Genomic DNA, 22,230 nt, shown 5'->3' with positions numbered 1-22,230 from the left:
TTTTTTGCTAATTTTAACTTATGAGTTTAGTTCGTCTAAATATAAAAGGAATATCTTACAGCCAAACACAAAGCGGCGCTTACGCTTTGGTTTTGAGCGAAGTAAAAGGAAACAGAACATTACCTATTGTTATTGGAGCATTTGAAGCTCAATCTATTGCAATTGCATTAGAAAAAGAAATAAAACCTCCAAGACCATTAACACATGATCTTTTTAAAACTTTTGCTGATAGATTTCAAATTATTATAAAACAAGTTATTATTCATAAGCTTGTAGATGGTGTTTTTTATTCTAGTTTAATTTGTGAAAGAGATAAAATAGAAGAAATAATAGACACCAGAACTTCTGATGCTATTGCTCTTGCAACTAGATTTGATGCCCCTATTTTTACTTATGAAAACATTTTAGATAAAGCTGGTATTTATTTAAAGATGAAAGATGAATTAAATCCGGGTACTGAAGATGAAATTGAAATTGAAAAAATACTTGAAACTACAGAAACTGTTGAAAAATCATCTTTTACAGGAGACAGTTTAAAGCAATTGAACGAAAAATTAGAACAAGCAGTTGAAAATGAAGATTATGAATTAGCTGCCAAAATTCGCGACGAAATTAACAAACGCACAATTTAACCAACAACACAATATGTTTAAAAAAATTGGGATTTCATCCCTTCTCTTTTTTAGTGTAATCTCTGCAAGTGCTCAAGATATAACAACTTCTACAATTATTGATAATCAAGGATTCTCCTTTAATTCATTATGGAGAGGAATTTTAGGTATGATTTCTTTAATTGCCATAGCCTACTTATTTAGCAGCAATAGAAAAGCAATTAATTGGAAAACAGTTGGAGCAGGATTATCTGCACAACTTTTAATCGCTGTGGGAGTATTAAAAATCCCATTTATTCAAGCCATATTTGAATTTGTTGGAGGGATTTTTACAAATATTTTAGATTATACTGCAGCAGGAAGTGAATTCCTTTTTGGAGGATTAATGAATATTGACTCCTATGGATTTATATTTGTTTTTCAAATATTACCAACAATCATTTTCTTTTCAGCCTTAACTTCATTACTTTTTTATTTAGGAATAATTCAGATTATAGTGAAAGGATTAGCGTGGTTATTAACAAAATTATTACATATATCTGGAGCAGAAAGCTTGTCAGTTGCAGGAAACATCTTCTTAGGTCAAACGGAAGCCCCATTAATGATTAAAGCTTATTTAGAACGTATGAATCGTTCTGAAATTTTATTAGTTATGATTGGTGGTATGGCAACAGTTGCTGGTGGTGTACTTGCAGCCTATATTGGCTTTTTAGGTGGAAATGACGAAGTATTACGCCTTCATTTTGCTAAACATTTATTAGCAGCATCTGTTATGGCGGCACCTGGTGCTATTGTTATTTCTAAAATGCTCTACCCTCAAACAGAGCCTATAAATACTGATGTAAAAGTTTCACAAGACAAAATTGGATCTAACATTTTAGATGCCATTGCCAATGGTACTACCGAAGGTTTAAAACTGGCAGCTAATGTTGCCGCAATGCTTCTTGTTTTTGTTGCAATTATTGCAATGTTGAATGGTATTTTAGGTTGGGTTGGAGATATAACTAATTTAAATGATTGGATGGTAACAAATACTCCATATCAAAAATTCACTTTAGAATCTGTTTTAGGAACTATTTTTGCACCTTTAATGTGGTTAATTGGTGTAGCAAAAGAAGATGTTATGTTAATGGGACAATTACTAGGTGTTAAACTAGCTGCTAGTGAATTTGTAGGCTATATACAGTTAGCAGAATTAAAAAACATGGCAAATGTTACACATTTAACTTACAATAAATCGGTAATTATGGCAACTTACATGCTTTGTGGATTTGCTAACTTTGCTTCTATTGGAATTCAAATTGGAGGAATTGGATCACTAGCTCCTGGTCAAAGAAAAACTTTATCAGAATTTGGTTTAAAAGCTTTAATTGGTGGATCAATAGCTTCTTTATTATCAGCAACTATTGCAGGAATGATAATTGGTTAAATTATAGTAATTTTGCTTAAACTTAACAGCAAAATAATTTTCACTTATTAAACGATTTAGAATTTAATGAAACAATATTTAGATTTAATTAAACACGTTCAAGAAAACGGAACTTTAAAAGAAGATAGAACAGGAACGGGAACTAAAAGTATTTTTGGATACCAAATGAGATTTGATTTAAGTGAAGGTTTCCCAATGGTAACTACTAAAAAATTACATTTAAAATCTATAATTTATGAACTTTTATGGTTTTTAAAAGGCGCCACAAATATTGAATATTTAAAAGAAAATGGTGTTAAAATTTGGGATGCCTGGGCAGATGAAAACGGAGATCTTGGACCTGTTTATGGACATCAATGGCGCAATTGGAATAGTGAAGGAATTGATCAAATTAAAGACGTTATAAATACAATTAAAACAAATCCTGATAGTAGAAGAATGATAGTTTCAGCGTGGAACCCAAGTGTATTACCTGACACTTCTGTTTCTTTTTCTGAAAATGTAGCTAACGGAAAAGCCGCTTTACCTCCTTGCCATGCTTTTTTTCAATTTTATGTAACTGACGGGAAATTATCTTGTCAATTATACCAAAGAAGTGCCGATATATTTTTAGGAGTACCTTTTAATATTGCTTCTTACGCCCTATTAACTATGATGATGGCTCAAGTTTGCGAATTGGAATATGGCGATTTTATTCATACTTTTGGTGATGCTCATATTTATAGTAATCATAGTGAGCAAATTAAATTGCAACTATCTAGAGAACCAAAAGATTTACCTACTATGGAAATCAACCCAAACATAAAAAACATTTTAGATTTTACTTTTGAAGATTTCACTTTAGTAAATTATAATTCTCATCCACACATAAAAGGAAAAGTTTCAGTTTAAATAAACGTTTTATTTTGAATTAAATAATTATTAATCGTATAAAATTATTTCTATGAACGAACAACACGAAATTTACGAAAATGCACGCAAACGCGTTAAGCAAAAAAAACGATTATATTTTCATTTTGTCTTATTTTTAGTAGGATCTGTATTTCTTATTGTTTTAAATAAAATTTTAAAAGTTGGTGAATCTTACTTTGAAGATTGGTTTGTTTGGGCTATTGTTCTTTGGTTATTTTTATGGGTACTACATTTTGTAAACGTCTTTATAACCAATAAGTTTATGGGTAAAGATTGGGAACGTATTCAAACGGATAAATTAGTTTTGAAACAAGAAGTAAAAATTGCTAAACTTGAAAAAGAAATTGCTAAAAAAGCACAAATAAAAGCTGAAAGTAAAAAATTAGAAGATGAAACTCCCGATAACGAGACTCCATTAATCAATTAAAAAAATAAATGATAACAATAATAGCAGCAATAGCAAATAATAATGCCTTAGGTAAGGATAATAAATTGATTTGGCATTTACCAGCCGATTTAAAAAGATTCAAGAAAACGACTTCAAATCACCATATAATAATGGGTAGAAAAACGTTTGAATCTTTAGGAAAACCATTACCAAATAGAGTTAATATTGTTATTACAAGAAATAAAAATTATATAGCTGAAGGCTGTTTAGTTGTTAACTCTTTAACAGATGCTATTGAAGCGGCAAAAGCAGATGAAAACCCTTATATTTTAGGTGGAGCTGAAATATACAAACAAGCTTTAGAGGTTGCAGACAAACTAGATTTAACTTTTGTTCACCATACATTTGAGGCTGATGTATTTTTTCCTGAAATTGATATGGATATATGGGAAGAAAAAAGTAGAGAGTTTTATAATGCTGATGATAAAAATGCTTTTGCATTTAGCTTTGTTACCTATTTAAGAAAATAAAAAAGACCCCATATAAATGGGGCCTTTACCAAACTTAAATTAATATAATAACAAATATTTTTTTAGATAGAAATTGTTTTGTAGAATGTTTTTTCACCATTCCTTAAAACTATTTTATAAGTACCTGATTCTAGATTCTTAAAATTTAACATTCTCTTTAAAGTCTTTTCTTTAGATTTTAAAACTTCAGCATAAACCTGATCTTCATATTTATTAAATACTGATATTTCTAAACTTTCATTTTCTAAAGCCAATTGACTAATTAACACCATATTATTATTTAAAACAACCACTGGTTTATTATAAACTTCTTCATGATCTTTATTAAAATTCACAGTGTTTTGTGAAACTTTAAAAGGAATTGTTTTAATATTTGTAAGGCTCTCTACAACTAAAGAATACTCACCTTTAGGTAAAGAAGCTAAATCAAATTTTCTTGATATATTTAAGTTCTGTACAGTTTCAGTATGTAAAATAATACCATAACTATCTTTTACAGAAAGTTCTACACTATTTAAATTCCCTTTCATTGTAAGATGAACCAATTTTGATTTTACAACATCAACTGTTATACTTGGGTCATTACCTTTTGCCATTGCGATAGAACATGTTACTAACATCGCTATCAATAAACTTTTTCTAATTAAATTTTTCATAATTAATAATTTTTCAAATTAGTATGGTACAAATGTATACCTGTTTATCAAATAAAATTGACAGCTAATTTGCTGCTTTATGTTTTATTTTATCCTAAACATAGTGTTAAATTAATGTTAAGTTAATTTAGAGTATTTTTAAGTGAAGAATGATTAGTTTTATGAATTATTCAAATTTAATATGTATATAATATTTGAGACTACAACTACTTTCATATGTTATAAACCAATTAAAAATTTAACCTTTAATTGAATTACATAAAATATTAAAAGTTGATGACTCTTGCATCAAAGAATAATATGCCCTGTTATTATTCTTTCGTTATTCTTATTGGTACTACTTTTTATAAAAGACTTAATAAGACACTAAAATTATATATAAAGACTAATTTGGTGGAAAAAAACCAAAAATTTTAGTAGATAAACAGAATGATTACAACCGCAACTGTAATTACAAAAATTAACGCTTTAAGAAAAGTCAATAAATTTATTTGGTATTACCTTCGGGTTTAAAAAAGTAATGTTTAATAATCAAATAATAATAGTCTGAAAAAAATTTAAATTTTTAGGTTGACCGTTTCAAAAGAGAACAAACATAATAATTACTCTAAATAAAAATTAAAAAGTTGAAGATTGTTTTGGTGTATTTATTCTAAAAAAAGTTATCAACGGGTCTACCACAAAATGAAAATCCTTATATTTTAGGTGAATCTGAGATATACAAACAAGCTTTAGAGGTTTCAGACAAACCAGATTTAACCTTTGTTCAACATAAATTTGAGGCTGATGTATTTTTTTCTGAAATTAATATGAATATATAGGAAGAAAAAAGTAGAGAGTTTTATAATGCTGATGATAAAGATGCTTTTGCATTTAGCTTTGTTACCTATTTAAGAAAAATAAAAAAGACCCCATATAAATGGGGCCTTTACCAAACTTAAATTAATATAATAACAAATATTTTTTTAGATAGAAATTGTTTTGTAGAATGTTTTTTCACCATTCCTTAAAACTATTTTATAAGTACCTGATTCTAGATTCTTAAAATTTAACATTCTCTTTAAAGTCTTTTCTTTAGATTTTAAAACCTCAGCATAAACCTGATCTTCATATTTATTATATACTGATATTTCTAAACTTTCATTTTCTAAAGCCAATTGACTAATTGACACCATATTATTATTTAAAACAACCACTGGTTTATTATAAACTTCTTCATGATCCTTATTAAAATTAACAGTGTTTCGTGAAACTTTAAAAGGAATTGTTTTAATATTTGTAAGACTTTCTACAACTAAAGAATACTCACCTTTAGGTAAAGAAGCTAAATCAAATTTTCTTGATATATTTAAGTTCCGTACAGTTTCAGTATGTAAAATAATACCATAACTATCTTTTACAGAAAGTTCTACACTATTTAAATTCCCTTTCATTGTAAGATGAACCAATTTTGATTTTACAACATCAACTGTTATACTTGGGTCATTACCTTTTGCCATTGCGATAGAACATGTTACTAACATCGCTATCAATAAACTTTTTCTAATTAAATTTTTCATAATTAATAATTTTTCAAATTAGTATGGTACAAATGTATATCTGTTTATCAAATAAAATTGACAGCTAATTTGCTGCTTTATGTTTTTTTTTACCCCGTATACAAGGTTAAATTAATATTAAGTTAATTTAAGACAGTTTTAAGTAAAGAATGAATAGTATTACGAATTATTCAAATTTAAAATTCAGCTTTAACATAATTATTCAAATTAGCACACTTTTTATATGTTATATTCCCTTTAAAAATTCAACCTTCAGCAGTTATAAGTTAATTTAAAACACAAAAAAGACAAAAAAATATAGATAAACAGATAATTAATACTTAATTTTGTCTTCAATGTTTTACTATGAAAAATATTAAACCTACATTTAAACGATTAAATCCAGAATTTGGAAGCTCAATTCGTGTTAAACAGAATTCAATAAAAACTGGAAATGAATTACCTTTTTGGCATTTTCATCCAGAATTAGAATTAATTTATGTTAATAACGGAAAAGGGAAAAGACACATTGGTAGTCACTTATCATATTTCAACAATAGTCAATTAATATTAATTGGCGCCAATTTACCTCACAGTGGGTTTACAGATCGGTTTACAACACACGGATCAGAAACTGTAATTCAATTTAAAGAAGATTTTTTAGGTGAAAATTTTGTAAATCTTCCTGAAATGACTCAAGTAAAATCTCTATTTGCGAAAGCAAAAAAAGGAATCATATTTAATGTTGAAGCAAAAAAAGAAATTGGTCCCAAAATAGAGGCATTATTAGAACATGACGGAATTGATAGAATAATTCATTTTTTAGAAATATTAAAAGATTTAGCGGTTACTAAAAACTATTCATTATTAAATGTTGATGGGTTTGCCTTTGAAATTGAACCTCAAGACAACAAGAAAATTGATATAATCTTTAGTTTTGTTAGTCATAATTTTAAGAGATCTATTCCTTTAGATGAAATTGCAGAAAAAGTGAGTATGACAGTTCCTGCTTTTTGCCGATATTTTAAAAAATCAACAAATAAAACGTTTACTCAATTTGTAAATGAATTTAGAATAGTACACGCAACAAAATTACTATCTGAAAGTCAATCAAGTATTACTGAAATTTGTTTTGAAAGTGGATTTAATAACTTTTCTCATTTTAATAAATTATTCAAAAAATTTACTGGGCAAAGTCCTTTAAAATATAGAAATGAGATGAAACAACTTCTAGTTCAAGAAGATTAACTTAACACTAACTACATACTATATTCAGTTCAAGAAACTTATACTTTTTTGAACTGATTTTTTATTTAGAATGTATATGTATTTAAAAACGGAAAGTTTGTGAAAAAAAAAATGGGGTCTAAAAACCACTTAGACCCCATTTAACAAGTTAACCAAATATATAATAGTATTATGACGTATTTCTTTACAAATACCTTAATTATTACACTACAAAGGTATGTTGAGTTTCAAGTTTATACTACATCATAATTCGCTACTTTATATCCTATTTTACCTTAAAAGAAATTCACTTAAGTTTTAACGTTAATTTAACATATAATTCAAGTGCTTTATTTTATTTAATATCAATAACATATGGAAGCCTTGCTTGAATTCCTCTTAGTTTTGACAACTGTTTTACGTTCTCATAAATTCTATAATTACTTTCACCTAATTCTTCTAGTAATAACTCTTTTTTTGAACTTATAAAAGGTAAACTTTGAAATTTCTCTTCTAAATCAATATTATAATTTGGATAATTTCTAATTTTATAATCTGAAATCTCTGCCAAATCTGCTGCGTATAAAACGGCATCTTCTAAATTTCCTAGTTCATCAACTAGTCCTTTTTCTTTAGCCTCAATTCCAGACCAAACACGACCTTGAGCAATACTATCTACATCAGCAATTGACATATTTCGCCCTTTTGATACTCTCTCTAAAAAAGTAGTGTAAACTCTTTCCACCCCCTCAGAAGTTACCAATCTAAATTCATCCGTCATAGGTTCAAAAAGACTATAAGAAGGGCTTTTATTAGTACTCACTTGTTCTGCATTTAATCCAATATTCTTAGCTAATTCACTAGCGTTAGGAATAACTCCAAATACTCCAATTGAGCCAGTAATTGTAGTTGGTTCAGCAAATATTCTGTTTGCATTACAAGATATATAGTATCCTCCAGAAGCTGCTACATTACCCATTGAAACAACAACAGGAAGTTCCTTTTTTGTTAATTCTAATTCTCTCCAAATTAATTCACTTGTTAAAGCACTTCCACCAGGTGAATTTACACGTAAAACTATAGCTTTAACATTTTTGTCTTTTCTTGCTTTTTTTAATGATTTTATAATAAGCTCTTGACCAATTAAGTTTTCATCTCCCTTTCCATAAATAATCTCACCTTGAGCAAAAATTACAGCAATTTTATTAGATGCAGACGATCTTATTCGTCCTTTTCCTGAAGATATATAATTAGATAAACTAATTTTATTTAACTTACTATCACTTGAGATTTCAACCATTTCCTTTAGTTTACTTTCATATTCATCATAATACAATTTTCCATCAATAATTTTATTTTCAATTGCTAAGTCAGCATTTCGCGCATTCAGATTATCAGCTATTTCATTTAATTCATTAATGTTTTTATTTCTACTTTCACCAATATCACTAAGCATAGCAGTCCATATAGAACTTAAAAAAGCCTTTGTTTGTTCTCTATTATTATCACTCATTTTATTCAATAAAAATGGTTCAACGGCACTTTTATATTTCCCATGACGTATCACTTCCATTTTTACACCAGTTTTATCTTCTAAATCTTTATAGTATAAAACTTCAGAAGACAAACCTTTAAAATCAACACCACCAAAAGGATTCACAAATATAGAATCCGCAACAGAACTTAAGTAATAACTTTTCTGATTATACATATCTGCATATGCATAAACAAATTTTCCTGATTCTTTAAAATCTAAAAGTTTATCTCTAATAGCCTGCGTTTGAGCCACACCGCTTCTTAAACTTAAAACACTAATACTAATCCCTTTAATATTTTCATCTGTTTTTGCATTTTCTATGGCATTAATAATCTCATTTAATCCTATTTTACCTTCATTAAAACCAAAAATTTCAGCAATTGGATCATCATTTTTTGGCGCATAGTCTTTAATTTTATCATTCAGTTTTAATTCTAAAACTGTATTGGATTTTACATTTATAATTTCGCTTTCTGAGACTACAGAAGCTATTAAAATGAACAGCATAAAAATAACGCCTAACGCTATTAAAGTTCCTATTATGGATGCTAAAAGGTTTCTTAAAAATTTCATGAAATACTTGTTTTATAATTAAAAACTTAAATGTTTATAAGTTGAAGAACAAAGATATATTTTTAAATAATACTTTTCTTTTCTTTGCAGTGGTTTATGAAAATATTTAGAACAACATATTTATCATTAGGAAGCAATCAAGGCGATAAACTTCAAAATTTGCAAGAAGCAATATATCTTATTGCTGATAATATTGGGGTAATTTCTAAAATATCATCGGTATACAAAACTGCAGCTTGGGGGTTTAAGAGTGACCAATTTTACAATATTTGTATAGAAATATCTACAAGTTTAAATCCGGAAACTCTTCTTTTAGAAATTCATAAAATTGAAACTAAACTTGGCAGGTTGGCAAAATCTGGTTCTGAATACCAATCGAGACCCATTGATATTGATATTTTATTTTTTGAACAAGAAATAATATTCTCAAAAGACCTTATTGTTCCTCATAAAGATTTATTAAATAGAAAATTTGTGCTTATTCCATTAACTGAAATCTCACCAAATTTCATTCATCCTATTGAAAAACAAAGAATTGAAACATGTTTAAAAAATTGTTCTGATACTTCCGAAGTTGAAAAAACAAACGAAATTCTTAACAAACCAATTACTATTTCTGAAAAATACAATTACATAGCAATTGAAGGAAACATTGGAGCAGGTAAGACAACGCTCACTAAAATGATTGCGGACGATTTTAATGCGAAAAAAATATTAGAACGCTTTGCTGATAATCCCTTTTTACCTAAATTTTATAAAGATAACGAACGCTATGCTTTTCCATTAGAAATGAGCTTCTTAGCAGACCGATATCAACAACTTTCAGATGATATAGCTCAGTTCGATTTATTTAAAAATTTTATTGTTTCAGATTATTATATATTTAAATCACTAATATTTGCCCAAGTAACTTTACAAAAAGATGAATACTATCTTTATAGAAAAATGTTTGACATTATGTATAAAGAAATTGCAAAACCCGATTTGTATATTTATTTATATCAAAATACGCCAAGACTTATAGAAAATATAAAATATAGAGGTAGAGATTTTGAACAAAACATTGAACCAGAATATTTAAATAAAATTCATGAAGGTTATGTTCGTTTTATTAAAACCGAAAAAAACTTAAACACTTTAATTATAGATGTTTCTGAATTAAATTTTGTAAATAATCCGGAAGATTATAAGACTGTGATTAAACAAATTCAAAAAGGAATATAATTAAACTTTATTATCTGCTTAAAAATTAAATCCTTGTAATCTCTTTAGTTCCCAGCCTACTTCTTCATTAATCTTTTCAGCCAGTTATATTAAAAATTCACAAATTATATAAATTTATCAAAAACTAAATAAATAAAACAGTAATCTATTTCTTTAGTTCTAACTTTTCTGCAAAATAATCACAAAAATCGCGCATTGTAGCACCCATTTTTTCATCATTTGTAGCACGTTCAAAAGTATTAGCCATAGAAACTAAGGTTTGATGATAAAATTGTTTCATCTCATCAATAGGCATATCTTTTGTCCATAAATCCATTCTTAAAGTATCTTTGGCCTTTGAATCCCAAACTGAAATCATAAAAGCCTTAGCTTCTTCATCAGAAATTCCAGCTTCCTCAGCACTCCAGTTTAATTTTTCTGGAACTTTATTTTCGTCCAACCCTACGTTAAATTCAATTTTAGACTTATGAATTACTGCCATTATTTCTTTGGTTTATATTTTGATTTTTTAAATATTTCTTCTGCATCCTTTTGCAAAAGTTGCTGCAAAGTTACATTATTATTTTTCATATACGATCTCACAATTTGCCAACCTAACCATATACCAATTCTACCTGGAGATTCTTTATCTATATCTATAAAAAACTTTGAAAATGGAGCTTTATCAATAAACCGAGAACTCAATTTATTATCAGAACTATAAAGTAATTCATTCTCAACAAAGTACTTCCAAATTTGACTTTCATTAGCTGAAGCCCAAGATAATTCCTTCTGTGAATAACCAATTTTAACATTATCAGTTAACTGCGGCAAATACGCATCAAGTAAAAACATTTTCCTTCCTTCATCTACCAAAATTTCAATAAATTGTCTTTTATTACCTGAATGAAAATATTTAAGACCAATTTCTTTTGCAATCTCTACTTGCAGTTGAGATTTATCAAAATTTCTTGATATATAAGCTGGAAAATCATTGTAACACTTCTCTCCTGCCCCTAAAAACATATCTAAACCAACAAACAATAAACTATCAGCATAAATAACTTTGTTTGTATAATCTAAGTCTGTAATTAATGTAATAACCTTAGGCGATTTAAAATTAGGATGATAGTATTTTATATGTTTAAATAAATTCTTTATATTATTCTTTTCCTCCTGAAAATCACCAAAAACCTGTTGTGATTTGTCATATAATTCTATTTCATCTTTATTATTACTCTTTTGAAGCCAAATACTATCTGGCGTAAACTTTGGAAATAAAAAAGGAAATTCTTTTTTTAAATCTTGTAAAGATTCTAAATTCATATTATAAAAATGCTCCTCAAACCTCTCAACCTTAAGGGATACCACTATATTTGAAACATCAATATCTTCAATTTTATCTTCTTTACAAGAAACAATTGAGTAGAATATTACAACTAAAACTAAAATTTTGCTCATTAATTTTTATATTTACACTTCCATTTTTTAAAACGATAAAAATACTAAAATAGTTTAATTATGAATTCAGAAAAAATTGTTGATCATATTGTATCTTGGTTAAAAGAATATGCTACTAATGCCAAAGTAAACGGATTTGTAATTGGAATTTCTGGAGGAATTGATTCTGCCGTAACTTCAACTTTATGTGCAAAAACAGGATTTCCTGTATTATGTGTTGAAATGCCTATTCACCAAGGAGAAAACCAGGTAAGTAGAGGAAAAGAACACATTACTCAATTAAAAAATCGCTTTGAAAAGGTAGAAACTATAGAAGTTAATTTAACTAACACTTTTGAAGAATTTAAAAATGTAGTTCCTATAACAGATAATATTGCAACCTTAAATATGTCTTTAGCAAATACAAGAGCTCGTTTAAGAATGAGTACTTTATATTATTTTGCTGGCTTACATGGCTATTTAGTTGCAGGAACAGGAAACAAAGTAGAAGATTTTGGCGTTGGATTTTTTACAAAATATGGAGATGGAGGTGTAGATTTAAGTCCTATAGCCGATTTAATGAAATCTGAAGTTTATAAAATTGCAGAATATTTAAATGTACCAACAAGTATTCAAAAAGCCGCACCTACAGATGGTTTATTTGGCGACAGCCGCACAGATGAAGACCAAATAGGCGCAAGTTATAATGAGTTAGAATGGGCTATGACGCAAGCTGAATTGGGTAAAACTATTGCTGAATTTTCAGATAGAGAAAAAGAAGTTTTCACTATTTACAAACAAAGAAATAGTGCAAACAAGCATAAAATGATTGCAATTCCTGTTTGTGAAATTCCTAAAAACCTGAAATAATAAATATTCTTAAAGCTTAAAGGTAACCACGGGCATTTTGGCATGATTAGCTAAATCTTCTCCAATACTGCCTACAAATAAATGTGCCAAACCTCGTCTACCATGAGTATTTAATATAATAATATCTGCTTCAATTAATTTTGAAAAGTTTAAGACACCCATTTCAACTGTAATGTCATTATATATATTTAAAGTATAATCCTTAAGATCATAATTGTTTATATAATTTCTAATTGCATCACTAGAATCTTTTGTAGTTTCAAAATTATGAATGGTATTAATTTTTAATAAATGTAATTTAGCATTAAACTTGGCTGTAAAATCTAAAATATTTTGAAATGATTTTTTATTTTCAGATTTAAAATTTGAAGCAAATACTATATTTTCAATTTTAAAATTATCTGTATCTTCTTTAATTACAAGCACAGGAATCTCTGAATTTCTAACAACTTTCTCAGTATTAGACCCTACTAAAATCTCATCTAAACCTGAAGAACCCCTTGAGCCCATTACTATTAAATCAATATTGTTTTTTTTACTTTCGCTTATAATTCCTTCAAAAGCTTTTTCAAATTGAACATTATCTTCCATCTCTATTCCTTCAAAAAAAGGCAATCTTTTAAACTCATCAAATCTTTCACGAGTTCTTTGCATAAACAATAAGGCCGTAGGACCATTACTTGTTGCACCAAAATTTGAAGGATCTATTACACCAGAAGGCAACTCAAGCATATGTAATAAATAAATTTTAGCATTCGTTTTTTTCGCTATGGAAGCCGCTACTTTAGCTGCATATTCTGACTGAACTGAAAAATCTACTGGAACTAATAATCTTTTCATAAATACTTCTTTTTGGTTATGTCTTATACGTAAAGTTAAGAATTTTAAATTAAAAAAGAATGATTTTTTACCAATTAAAAAATTGTTAGTATATTTGCACCGAATTACAAGAGAAATGAAGATTGGAGGGGACATAAAGTCCCCTCTTTTTATAGTGATGGATAAAACAAAGATTAAGGATTTAGTAAGTAGCGCAATAGAAGAAAACCCAGAGTTATTCTTAATTGATCTACATTTCCTACCCGATAATAAGATTTATGTTGAGGTAGATGGTGACCATGGAATTTCATTACAAGAATGTATAAGAATTAGTAGGACAGTAGATAATAATTTAGATAGAGAAGAAGAAGACTTCTCTTTGGAAGTAACTTCACCTGATATAGCTACACCTTTAAAAGTCAACAGACAATACATTAAAAACTTAAATCGAATACTAACTGTTAAATCTAAAGACGCAACAGTTTACGAAGGAACACTTAAAAATGTAAGTGAAGAAAGTATTGATTTAGAATGGAAAGCAAGAGAACCTAAACCTATTGGGAAAGGAAAAATTACAGTTGAAAAAAAAGCTACAATACCATTTAATGATATTTTAGAAACTAAAGTGAAAATAATATTTTAATAAACAGAGTGCATGGAAAATATAGCATTAATTGAATCATTTTCTGAATTTAAAGGAGATAAAAATATTGATAGGGTAACCTTAATGGCCATCCTTGAAGAAGTGTTTAGAGCAGCTTTAAAAAGAAAATTCGGATCAGATGATAACTTTGATATTATTATTAATCCAGATAAAGGAGATTTAGAAATTTGGAGAAACAGAGTTGTAGTAGCAGATGAAATGTCTGAAGACGACAACGAAGAAATTGAATTATCTGAAGCTCGAAAAATTGAACCTGATTTTGAAATTGGTGAAGATGTATCAGAAGAGGTTAAATTAATTGATTTAGGAAGAAGAGCTATTTTAGCTTTACGCCAAAATTTAATTTCAAAAATACATGAACACGATAGCACAAATACTTTTAAACATTTTAAAGAATTAGAAGGAGATATTTATAGTGCAGAAGTTCATCATATTCGTCATAATGCAATTATTTTATTAGATGATGATGGGAATGAAATAGTATTACCTAAAAGTGAACAAATTCGTTCAGATTATTTTAGAAAAGGTGAATCTGTTAGAGGAATAATTAAAACTGTTGAGTTACGTGGTAACAAACCAGTTATAATTCTTTCTAGAACATCTCCACAATTTTTAGAAAAACTTTTTGAACAAGAAATTCCAGAGGTATTTGACGGTTTAATTACAATTGAAGGTGTTGCACGTATTCCTGGAGAAAAAGCAAAAGTTGCTGTTGATTCTTACGATGATAGAATTGACCCAGTTGGTGCTTGTGTTGGTATGAAAGGATCTCGAATCCACGGAATTGTTCGTGAATTAGGAAACGAAAATATTGATGTAATTAATTTTACAAAAAACCAACAATTATTTATTGCTCGTGCCTTAAGTCCTGCAAAAGTGGTTTCTATGAAAATTCACGAAGAGGAAGGTAGAGAAGATGGTAAAAAAGGTAGAGTTGATGTATTTTTGTTACCTGAAGAAGTTTCAAAAGCAATTGGTAAAAATGGAGTTAACATACGTTTAGCTTCTCAACTAACAGGATATGAACTAGATGTACAACGCGAAGGCGTTGAAACTGAAGATGATGTTGAATTAACAGAATTCTCAGATGAAATTGAAGCTTGGGTAATTCAAGAATTTAAAAATATTGGTTTAGATACAGCACGTAGTGTACTTGAAAAAGATGTAGCTGAACTTGTAAAAAGAACTGATTTAGAAGAGGAAACTATTTTAGATGTTCAAAAAATATTAAAAGAAGAGTTTGAAGATTAATATTAATTAATAAATTCTTAAACTTTTCAACAACAAATAGGCTAAAAATAAATTATATGGCTGAGAACAAAACATTGAGACTAAACAAAGTATTACGAGAACTAAATATCTCACTAGATAGAGCTGTTGAGCACTTAAGTAGTAAAGGGATTGAAATTGACGCAAGACCTACTACAAAAATATCTGGTAAAGAGTATGAAGTATTACTTGATGGTTTTCAAACAGATAGAAGCAAAAAGGCTGCATCTAAAGAGGTAGGCGAAGAAAAGAGAAAAGAAAAAGAAGCTCTTAGAATTGCTCTTGAAGAAAAGCAAGAAAAGCAACGCCTTGAAGAAGAAGCCAAAAAAGTTGTTGTGAAGGCCAAAGCTGAAAAAATGGAGGTTAAAACTGTTGGGAAAATTGATATTGGACCAAAAAAGGAAGAAGTTCCAACTCCAAAAGTAGAAGAGCCAAAAGCTGCTGTTGTTGAAGAAGTCAAAAAAGAAGAACAGCCTCCAAAACCTGAACCTATTAAAGAAACTCCTAAAGCTGAGGAAAAGCCTATTGAACCAAAAGCTGAAGAAGTTCCTGTAAAAATAGAGCTTCCTATTAAAAAAGAAGTTCCTGTTATAAAAGAGGTTCCTGTTAAAAAAGAGATAGCAAAGGAAATTGAAATTAAGGCAAAACCTAAAACAGAGCAGCCAACTGTGAAAAAGGTAGCCCCTAAAAGTAGAATTGAAAAAGAGCTAATTAAAAAAGAAATGCCTAAAGTTAAGGCTAAGGTAGAAGAACCTAAACCTTCTGAACCTGCTGTTTCTCAAACAATAGAAACTCAATATAAAAAACTATCTGGTCCAAAAATTACAGGTAAAAAAATTGATTTAAAACAATTTGAAAAACCTAAAAAGAAAAAACCAGATCCTGCAGCTAAAAAAGCAGGTGATAAAACTGCTGACGCAAATAAAAAGAAACGTCGTAGAATTAAAAAAGCACCAATTACAGGTGCAGGAGGTCCAAGAAGACCAGGTGGCCCAAACAGAGGTCCAAATAGAGGCCCTCAAAGAGGTCCTAGAAAACCTATAGTAAAAGAAGAGCCTTCTGAAGCTGAAGTACAAAAACAAGTAAGAGAAACTTTAGAAAAACTTCAAGGTAAATCTAAAAAAGGAAAAGGAGCCAAATATAGAAGAGATAAAAGAGATCAGCATCGTCAACAAACAGAGATTGATCAGGAATTACAAGCAATTGAAAGTAAAGTACTAAAAGTAACAGAATTTGTTACTGTTAGTGAAATTGCCACAATGATGAGTATTCCTGTAACCAATATTATTTCTACTTGTATGTCTTTAGGAATGATGGTAACTATGAATCAACGTTTAGATGCAGAAACTTTAACAATTGTTGCTGAAGAATTTGATTATACTGTTGATTTTGTTGGAGCTGAAGTTGAAGAATCTATTGAAGAACATTTAGATACTGAAGAAGAATTATTAACAAGAGCACCTATCATTACGGTAATGGGTCACGTTGATCACGGTAAAACATCTTTATTAGATTATATACGTGAAGAAAATGTAATTGCTGGTGAATCCGGTGGAATTACACAACACATTGGCGCATATGGAGTTGAACTTAAAAATGGACAAAAAATTGCATTTTTAGATACTCCTGGTCACGAAGCCTTTACAGCTATGCGTGCACGTGGTGGACAAGTTGCTGATATAGTAATTATTGTTGTTGCGGCGGATGATGATGTAATGCCTCAAACAAAAGAAGCAATTAGTCACGCTCAAGCAGCTGGAGTACCTATTATATTTGCTATAAATAAAATAGATAAACCACACGCTAACCCAGATAAGATTAAAGAACAATTATCTCAAATGAACTTATTAGTTGAAGATTGGGGTGGTAAAATTCAATCACACGATATTTCCGCAAAAATGGGAACTGGTGTTGATGAATTATTAGAAAAAGTTCTTTTAGAAGCTGAAATGCTTGATTTAAAAGCAAACCCAAACAAACGTGCTGTTGGTACTGTTGTTGAAGCATTGTTAGATAAAGGACGTGGATATGTATCTACACTTTTAGTACAAGAAGGTACTTTAAAAATTGGAGATTATATGTTAGCCGGTAAACATAGTGGTAAAGTAAAAGCTATGTTTGATGAACGAGGTAAAAGTATGGATGTAGCTGGACCTGCAACACCAGTTTCAATTTTAGGACTGGATGGTGCACCTCAAGCTGGTGATAAATTCCACATATTTGAAGATGAAAAAGAGGCTAAACAAATTGCTTCTAAACGTTCTCAATTACAACGTGAACAATCTGTTAGAACTCAACGTCATATTACACTTGACGAAATTGGAAGACGGATAGCTTTAGGAGACTTTAAAGAATTAAATATTATTCTTAAAGGTGATGTTGATGGTTCTGTAGAAGCATTAACTGATTCATTCCAAAAATTATCTACTGATGAAATTCAAGTAAATATTATTCACAAAGGTGTTGGTGCAATTACAGAATCTGATGTATTGTTAGCTTCTGCATCTGATGCAATTATTGTTGGATTTAACGTAAGACCTTCTGGAAATGCCAGAACATTAGCAGACAACGAAGAAATTGATATTAGAACATATTCTATTATTTATGCAGCTATTGAAGATCTTCGTGATGCAATGGAAGGTATGTTATCTGCTGAAATTAAAGAAGAAGTTACAGGTAATGTTGAAATTAGAGAGATTTATAAAATTTCTAAAGTTGGTAACATTGCAGGTTGTATGGTTGTTAGTGGTAAAATCTTAAGAAGTTCTAAAATTAGAATTATTAGAGACAGTGTTGTAATCCACTCAGGTGAACTTACTGCCTTAAAACGATTTAAAGATGATGCTAAAGAAGTAACTAAAGGTTATGATTGTGGTATTCAGATTAAAAACTACAATGATATTGCGGTAGGTGATGTTATTGAAGCTTATCACGAAGTTGAAGTTAAAAAGAAACTTAAATAATAAAAATAATTAAGTATCAAACAAAAAAAAAGCTAGATTTAAAAATCTAGCTTTTTTTGTTTGCTAACTGCCCACAGGCAGCATCAATATCTTTCCCTCTGCTCCTCCTCACGTTTACAATAATATCATTCATTTCTAAAATACTAATATAATCATCTATAGCTTGTGGTCTTGCTTGTTGAAACTCACCATCATCAATAGGATTATATTCTATTAGATTTACCTTACAAGGAATATACTTACAAAACTTCACTAATGCCATAATAGATTCTTTATCATCATTAATTCCATTCCAAACAACATACTCATAAGTTACTCTACTTTCTGTTTTACTATACCAATACTCAAGCGATTCTTTTAAATCTTTTAAAGGAAATGCTTTACTAAAAGGCATAATTCTACTACGAATTTCATCAATAGCAGAGTGTAATGATACTGCTAAATTAAATTTCACTTCATCATCAGCTAACTTTCTTATCATTTTTGGAACTCCAGAAGTTGATACAGTGATTCTTTTAGGAGACATTCCCAAACCTTCAGGTGAAGTTATTTTCTCAATAGAAAGCAATACATTTTTATAGTTCATAAGAGGCTCTCCCATTCCCATATAAACAATATTAGATAATTTACGATTAAAGTATAATAAACTTTCTTGGTTAATTGCAGCAACCTGATCGTAAATCTCATCCGGATTTAAATTACGCATTTTCTTTAACCTTGCTGTAGCACAAAACAAACAATCTAAACTACAACCAACCTGACTAGATACACAAGCCGTAGTTCTTGACCCTGTTGGAATTAATACAGATTCCACAACTAATCCATCATGCAGTCTTACAGCGTTCTTAACAGTTCCATCAGAACTTCGCTGCATATCATCAACTTCTATATGATTAATCACAAAATTATCTTCCAACATTTTACGTGTTTCTTTCGAAACATTTGTCATATCTTCAAAAGAATGCGCACTTTTACTCCACAACCATTCATATACCTGATTTCCACGAAATGCCTTATCTCCATTATCAACAAAAAAATCTCGTAATTCATCTTTTGTTAATGCTCGAATGTCCTTTTTTGAAATCATATTAAAATTGATTTTATAAAAAGATTCCCGCAAAAACGGGAATCCAAATATTTTTAATAAATATAGTTTATTAGATTATTAACATGGCATCACCATATGAATAAAACTTATAACCTTCTTTAACAGCTTCTTCATAAGCCTCCATTAAAAAATCATAACCTGCAAAAGCAGCTGCCTGCATCATTAAAGTAGATTTTGGTATATGAAAATTTGTAATCATACAATTCGCAATACTAAATTCATATGGAGGAAAAATAAATTTATTTGTCCAACCATTAAACTCATTTAAGCGGTGATTAGATGATACTGAACTTTCAATAGCACGCATAGCAGTTGTACCTACTGCACAAACTCTTTTTTTAGTATTAATAGCATTATTTACAACTTCAGCTGTTTCAATTGAAATAATTGCTTGTTCTGAATCCATTTTATGTTTAGATAAATCTTCAACTTCAACAGGGCTAAAAGTACCTAAACCAACATGTAAAGTAACTTCTGCAAAATCAACACCTTTAATTTCTAAACGTTTCATTAAATGCTTTGAAAAATGTAGTCCTGCCGTTGGAGCAGCAACTGCACCTTCATGCTTTGCATAAATTGTTTGGTAACGCTCTTCATCACTTTCTTCAACTTCCCTTTGAATATACTTTGGAAGTGGAGTTTCTCCAAGCTCTTCTAATTTAGTTCTAAACTCTTCATAAGAACCATCATATAAGAAACGTAAAGTTCTTCCTCTTGATGTTGTATTATCAATTACCTCAGCAACTAAACTTTCATCATCACCAAAAAATAATTTATTCCCTATTCTAATTTTTCTTGCAGGATCAACTAAAACGTCCCATAATCTGCTTTCTGCATTTAATTCTCTTAATAAAAAGACTTCAATTCTTGCTCCAGTCTTTTCTTTTTCCCCATACATACGTGCAGGAAATACTTTTGTATTATTAAGAATCATTAAATCTCCTTCATCAAAGTAATTAATTACATCCTTAAACAATTTATGTTCAATTGTGTGTTCTTTTCTATTTAAAACCATTAAACGAGATTCATCTCTGTGCTCCGCTGGGCGCTCTGCCAATAACTCGTCTGGTAATTCAAATTTAAAATGTGATAATTTCATGTATCTTATTTGTTTTAAAATAGCTTTATAAATAATTCTAACTATACTTTTCAATAGAAAAAGTAGTACACAATTATTATTTACTAATTTCTCGAATGAGCGCAAATATACAACATCGGCATAGGCGTTGTCAAGTGATTTGCAATAAAAGTTTGTTTTTGAGTTTTTTAGAGCGTTGTTTTAGCTAAATCTTGCCAAAAAGTAGGGTACGATTTTGAAACTACATTTGCTTCTTCAATAATAATTGGAACCTTAACTGCCAACGGAGCAAATGCCATTGCCATTCTATGATCATCATAAGTTGCAATATTAATATTCTCGTTAATTTTTATTGAAGCACTTAAAGATAAAGTTTCATTAGTAATAGAAACTTTTCCTCCAAGTTTTTCTATTTCATTTTTTAAAGCAACTAATCTATCAGTTTCTTTAATTTTTAAAGTATGAAGTCCAGTTAAATAACATTCCATTCCCAAACCAAAACAGGTTACAACTATTGTTTGTGCAATATCTGGAGCTCCAATTAAATTTAAATCCATCAATTTTGAACCATTTAATTTTCCTGTGTTTTTTAATAAAATTGAATGATCTTTAAATGTTGTTTCAACACCTAAGTTCTTATAAATTGAAGTTAATACAGCATCTCCTTGTAAACTAGTTTTTTTATATGAAGATAACGTTACTTCAGAATTTGCACTTAAGGCAATTAAACTATAATAATATGAAGCTGAACTCCAATCTGATTCAACAACAATTGTTTTTGGTTCTATTTGTGGTTTTGGTTGAATGATAATAGTATCATCATCCCAAGAAAGTTCAACACCAATTTCTGCCAACAACGTTAGTGTCATTTTTATATAAGGTACAGATGTTATTTTCCCTTTAAACTTTAATTTTAATCCATTTTTTAAGGTTGGTGCAATTAACAATAAAGCTGTTATATATTGGCTACTTACATTGCCTTCAACTTCAACAGTACTATTTGTTAATTTTTTACCTTTTATTTTTAAAGGAGGGAAACCTTCTTTTTCTAGATAGCTAATTTCAGCTCCTAGTTCTCTTAAAGCATCAACCAAAATTTTTATTGGCCTATCTTTCATTCTATGAGAGCCTGTTAAAACAATCTCAGAATTTTCTTTCACAGAAAAATAGGCTGTTAAAAACCGCATGGCAGTTCCTGCATGACCAATATTTATTTCATTTGAATCACTTTTTAAAGCATTTTGCATTAAAACGGAATCATCAGAATTTGAAATATTTTCAACTTTTAAAGTTGGATAAAATTGTTGTAAAACCAATAACCTATTAGTTTCACTCTTAGAGCCAGTTATTTGTATATTTCCTTTAACAGGTTTTGTTATTTTCGCTATTTTCAAAGGTTCCATTCTATCTTTAAT

The 22,230-nt window shown here is 29.1% G+C and carries 20 protein-coding genes and 1 pseudogene; 12 read left to right on the top strand and 9 right to left on the bottom strand.

Going from position 1 to position 22,230, the window contains the following annotated elements; genetic code table 11:
• Window positions 1–20: 20 nt before the first annotated feature.
• The 5 genes from DAD81_RS01070 (at window position 21) to DAD81_RS01050 (ending at window position 3,870) form a co-directional block, all read left to right on the top strand.
• A complete protein-coding gene (locus DAD81_RS01070; RefSeq protein ID WP_111706373.1) occupies window positions 21–632 on the top strand; it encodes a bifunctional nuclease family protein in 612 nt (203 codons plus the stop codon).
• Between the two features lie 13 nt (window positions 633–645).
• Window positions 646–2,040, top strand: coding sequence for a NupC/NupG family nucleoside CNT transporter (locus DAD81_RS01065; RefSeq protein ID WP_111706372.1), 1,395 nt, complete (start codon window positions 646–648; stop codon window positions 2,038–2,040).
• 66 nt (window positions 2,041–2,106) lie between these two features.
• Window positions 2,107–2,931, top strand: a complete 825-nt coding sequence (locus DAD81_RS01060; RefSeq protein ID WP_111706371.1) for a thymidylate synthase — start codon at window positions 2,107–2,109, stop codon at window positions 2,929–2,931.
• 52 nt (window positions 2,932–2,983) lie between these two features.
• Window positions 2,984–3,379, top strand: a complete 396-nt coding sequence (locus tag DAD81_RS01055; RefSeq protein ID WP_111706370.1) for a 2TM domain-containing protein — start codon at window positions 2,984–2,986, stop codon at window positions 3,377–3,379.
• A gap of 8 nt (window positions 3,380–3,387) precedes the next feature.
• Window positions 3,388–3,870, top strand: a complete 483-nt coding sequence (locus DAD81_RS01050) for a dihydrofolate reductase (protein WP_111706369.1) — start codon at window positions 3,388–3,390, stop codon at window positions 3,868–3,870.
• 62 nt (window positions 3,871–3,932) lie between these two features.
• On the opposite strand, the gene DAD81_RS01045 is transcribed toward DAD81_RS01050, so the two are convergent.
• Window positions 3,933–4,526, bottom strand: coding sequence for a hypothetical protein (locus DAD81_RS01045; RefSeq protein WP_111706368.1), 594 nt, complete (start codon window positions 4,524–4,526; stop codon window positions 3,933–3,935).
• A 692-nt stretch (window positions 4,527–5,218) separates the two neighbouring features.
• On the opposite strand from DAD81_RS01045, the pseudogene DAD81_RS21210 reads away from it, so the two are divergent.
• A pseudogene (locus DAD81_RS21210) lies at window positions 5,219–5,347 on the top strand (dihydrofolate reductase); the annotation flags it as partial.
• Between the two features lie 144 nt (window positions 5,348–5,491).
• On the opposite strand, the gene DAD81_RS01035 reads toward DAD81_RS21210, so the two are convergent.
• Complete coding sequence (locus DAD81_RS01035) at window positions 5,492–6,085, bottom strand: hypothetical protein (RefSeq protein WP_111706367.1); 594 nt, start codon at window positions 6,083–6,085, stop codon at window positions 5,492–5,494.
• Window positions 6,086–6,430: 345 nt separating this feature from the next.
• On the opposite strand from DAD81_RS01035, the gene DAD81_RS01030 reads away from it, so the two are divergent.
• Complete coding sequence (locus DAD81_RS01030) at window positions 6,431–7,312, top strand: AraC family transcriptional regulator (RefSeq protein ID WP_111706366.1); 882 nt, start codon at window positions 6,431–6,433, stop codon at window positions 7,310–7,312.
• A gap of 334 nt (window positions 7,313–7,646) precedes the next feature.
• On the opposite strand, the gene sppA is transcribed toward DAD81_RS01030, so the two are convergent.
• A complete protein-coding gene (gene sppA / locus DAD81_RS01025; protein WP_111706365.1) occupies window positions 7,647–9,401 on the bottom strand; it encodes a signal peptide peptidase SppA in 1,755 nt (584 codons plus the stop codon).
• A gap of 96 nt (window positions 9,402–9,497) precedes the next feature.
• Between sppA and folK the strand changes: the two genes are divergently transcribed.
• Window positions 9,498–10,625: a 2-amino-4-hydroxy-6-hydroxymethyldihydropteridine diphosphokinase gene (folK, locus tag DAD81_RS01020; protein WP_111706364.1), complete on the top strand. Its 1,128-nt coding sequence runs from the start codon at window positions 9,498–9,500 to the stop codon at window positions 10,623–10,625.
• Between the two features lie 145 nt (window positions 10,626–10,770).
• Here folK and gldC read toward each other — a convergent pair whose 3' ends face one another.
• Both gldC and gldB read right to left on the bottom strand, forming a co-directional pair.
• A complete protein-coding gene (gene gldC, locus DAD81_RS01015) occupies window positions 10,771–11,106 on the bottom strand; it encodes a gliding motility protein GldC (protein ID WP_111706363.1) in 336 nt (111 codons plus the stop codon).
• Window positions 11,106–12,065, bottom strand: coding sequence for a gliding motility lipoprotein GldB (gldB, locus tag DAD81_RS01010; RefSeq protein WP_111706362.1), 960 nt, complete (start codon window positions 12,063–12,065; stop codon window positions 11,106–11,108). Before gldB ends, gldC begins: the two co-directional genes overlap by 1 nt.
• Window positions 12,066–12,125: 60 nt before the next feature.
• On the opposite strand from gldB, the gene nadE reads away from it, so the two are divergent.
• Complete coding sequence (nadE, locus tag DAD81_RS01005; protein WP_111706361.1) at window positions 12,126–12,914, top strand: NAD(+) synthase; 789 nt, start codon at window positions 12,126–12,128, stop codon at window positions 12,912–12,914.
• A gap of 9 nt (window positions 12,915–12,923) precedes the next feature.
• Here nadE and DAD81_RS01000 read toward each other — a convergent pair whose 3' ends face one another.
• Window positions 12,924–13,754 carry a universal stress protein gene (locus DAD81_RS01000; RefSeq protein WP_111706360.1) on the bottom strand — a complete coding sequence of 277 codons (831 nt, stop codon included), beginning with the start codon at window positions 13,752–13,754 and terminating at the stop codon, window positions 12,924–12,926.
• A gap of 157 nt (window positions 13,755–13,911) precedes the next feature.
• Here DAD81_RS01000 and rimP point away from each other — a divergent pair, with 157 nt between their 5' ends.
• The 3 genes from rimP to infB are packed head-to-tail and all read left to right on the top strand — an operon-like array spanning window position 13,912 to window position 18,629.
• Window positions 13,912–14,376 carry a ribosome assembly cofactor RimP gene (rimP, locus tag DAD81_RS00995; RefSeq protein WP_111706755.1) on the top strand — a complete coding sequence of 155 codons (465 nt, stop codon included), beginning with the start codon at window positions 13,912–13,914 and terminating at the stop codon, window positions 14,374–14,376.
• Between the two features lie 12 nt (window positions 14,377–14,388).
• Window positions 14,389–15,648 (top strand): transcription termination factor NusA, encoded by a 1,260-nt coding sequence (nusA, locus tag DAD81_RS00990; RefSeq protein WP_111706359.1) that lies wholly within the window; start codon window positions 14,389–14,391, stop codon window positions 15,646–15,648.
• Between the two features lie 56 nt (window positions 15,649–15,704).
• The gene (gene infB / locus DAD81_RS00985) at window positions 15,705–18,629 is read left to right on the top strand and encodes a translation initiation factor IF-2 (protein WP_111706358.1); all 2,925 of its coding nucleotides are present in this window, start codon (window positions 15,705–15,707) and stop codon (window positions 18,627–18,629) included.
• Between the two features lie 46 nt (window positions 18,630–18,675).
• Here the strand turns inward: infB and rlmN are convergent, their stop codons facing one another.
• The 3 genes from rlmN to DAD81_RS00970 form a co-directional block, all read right to left on the bottom strand.
• Complete coding sequence (gene rlmN, locus DAD81_RS00980; protein ID WP_111706357.1) at window positions 18,676–19,716, bottom strand: 23S rRNA (adenine(2503)-C(2))-methyltransferase RlmN; 1,041 nt, start codon at window positions 19,714–19,716, stop codon at window positions 18,676–18,678.
• 70 nt (window positions 19,717–19,786) lie between these two features.
• Window positions 19,787–20,836: a tRNA preQ1(34) S-adenosylmethionine ribosyltransferase-isomerase QueA gene (gene queA, locus DAD81_RS00975; protein WP_111706356.1), complete on the bottom strand. Its 1,050-nt coding sequence runs from the start codon at window positions 20,834–20,836 to the stop codon at window positions 19,787–19,789.
• A gap of 167 nt (window positions 20,837–21,003) precedes the next feature.
• A complete protein-coding gene (locus DAD81_RS00970; protein WP_111706754.1) occupies window positions 21,004–22,218 on the bottom strand; it encodes a 3-phosphoshikimate 1-carboxyvinyltransferase in 1,215 nt (404 codons plus the stop codon).
• Window positions 22,219–22,230 lie beyond the last annotated feature (12 nt).

The organism is Lutibacter citreus, assembly GCF_003260195.1.
Lineage (GTDB): Bacteria > Bacteroidota > Bacteroidia > Flavobacteriales > Flavobacteriaceae > Lutibacter > Lutibacter citreus.
The sequence above is the reverse complement of the archived record's forward strand: the minus strand, read 5'-3'. Positions and strand labels throughout refer to the sequence as shown.

Excerpts from the sequence above, each read along its gene's own strand:
- DAD81_RS01070 (WP_111706373.1), top strand. The coding sequence starts at position 21 with ATGAGTTTAGTTCGTCTAAATATAAAAGGAATATCTTACAGCCAAACA.
- DAD81_RS01065 (WP_111706372.1), top strand. The coding sequence starts at position 646 with ATGTTTAAAAAAATTGGGATTTCATCCCTTCTCTTTTTTAGTGTAATC.
- DAD81_RS01060 (WP_111706371.1), top strand. The coding sequence starts at position 2,107 with ATGAAACAATATTTAGATTTAATTAAACACGTTCAAGAAAACGGAACT.
- DAD81_RS01055 (WP_111706370.1), top strand. The coding sequence starts at position 2,984 with ATGAACGAACAACACGAAATTTACGAAAATGCACGCAAACGCGTTAAG.
- DAD81_RS01050 (WP_111706369.1), top strand. The coding sequence starts at position 3,388 with ATGATAACAATAATAGCAGCAATAGCAAATAATAATGCCTTAGGTAAG.
- DAD81_RS01045 (WP_111706368.1), bottom strand. The coding sequence starts at position 4,526 with ATGAAAAATTTAATTAGAAAAAGTTTATTGATAGCGATGTTAGTAACA.
- DAD81_RS01035 (WP_111706367.1), bottom strand. The coding sequence starts at position 6,085 with ATGAAAAATTTAATTAGAAAAAGTTTATTGATAGCGATGTTAGTAACA.
- DAD81_RS01030 (WP_111706366.1), top strand. The coding sequence starts at position 6,431 with ATGAAAAATATTAAACCTACATTTAAACGATTAAATCCAGAATTTGGA.
- sppA (WP_111706365.1), bottom strand. The coding sequence starts at position 9,401 with ATGAAATTTTTAAGAAACCTTTTAGCATCCATAATAGGAACTTTAATA.
- folK (WP_111706364.1), top strand. The coding sequence starts at position 9,498 with ATGAAAATATTTAGAACAACATATTTATCATTAGGAAGCAATCAAGGC.
- gldC (WP_111706363.1), bottom strand. The coding sequence starts at position 11,106 with ATGGCAGTAATTCATAAGTCTAAAATTGAATTTAACGTAGGGTTGGAC.
- gldB (WP_111706362.1), bottom strand. The coding sequence starts at position 12,065 with ATGAGCAAAATTTTAGTTTTAGTTGTAATATTCTACTCAATTGTTTCT.
- nadE (WP_111706361.1), top strand. The coding sequence starts at position 12,126 with ATGAATTCAGAAAAAATTGTTGATCATATTGTATCTTGGTTAAAAGAA.
- DAD81_RS01000 (WP_111706360.1), bottom strand. The coding sequence starts at position 13,754 with ATGAAAAGATTATTAGTTCCAGTAGATTTTTCAGTTCAGTCAGAATAT.
- rimP (WP_111706755.1), top strand. The coding sequence starts at position 13,912 with ATGGATAAAACAAAGATTAAGGATTTAGTAAGTAGCGCAATAGAAGAA.
- nusA (WP_111706359.1), top strand. The coding sequence starts at position 14,389 with ATGGAAAATATAGCATTAATTGAATCATTTTCTGAATTTAAAGGAGAT.
- infB (WP_111706358.1), top strand. The coding sequence starts at position 15,705 with ATGGCTGAGAACAAAACATTGAGACTAAACAAAGTATTACGAGAACTA.
- rlmN (WP_111706357.1), bottom strand. The coding sequence starts at position 19,716 with ATGATTTCAAAAAAGGACATTCGAGCATTAACAAAAGATGAATTACGA.
- queA (WP_111706356.1), bottom strand. The coding sequence starts at position 20,836 with ATGAAATTATCACATTTTAAATTTGAATTACCAGACGAGTTATTGGCA.
- DAD81_RS00970 (WP_111706754.1), bottom strand. The coding sequence starts at position 22,218 with ATGGAACCTTTGAAAATAGCGAAAATAACAAAACCTGTTAAAGGAAAT.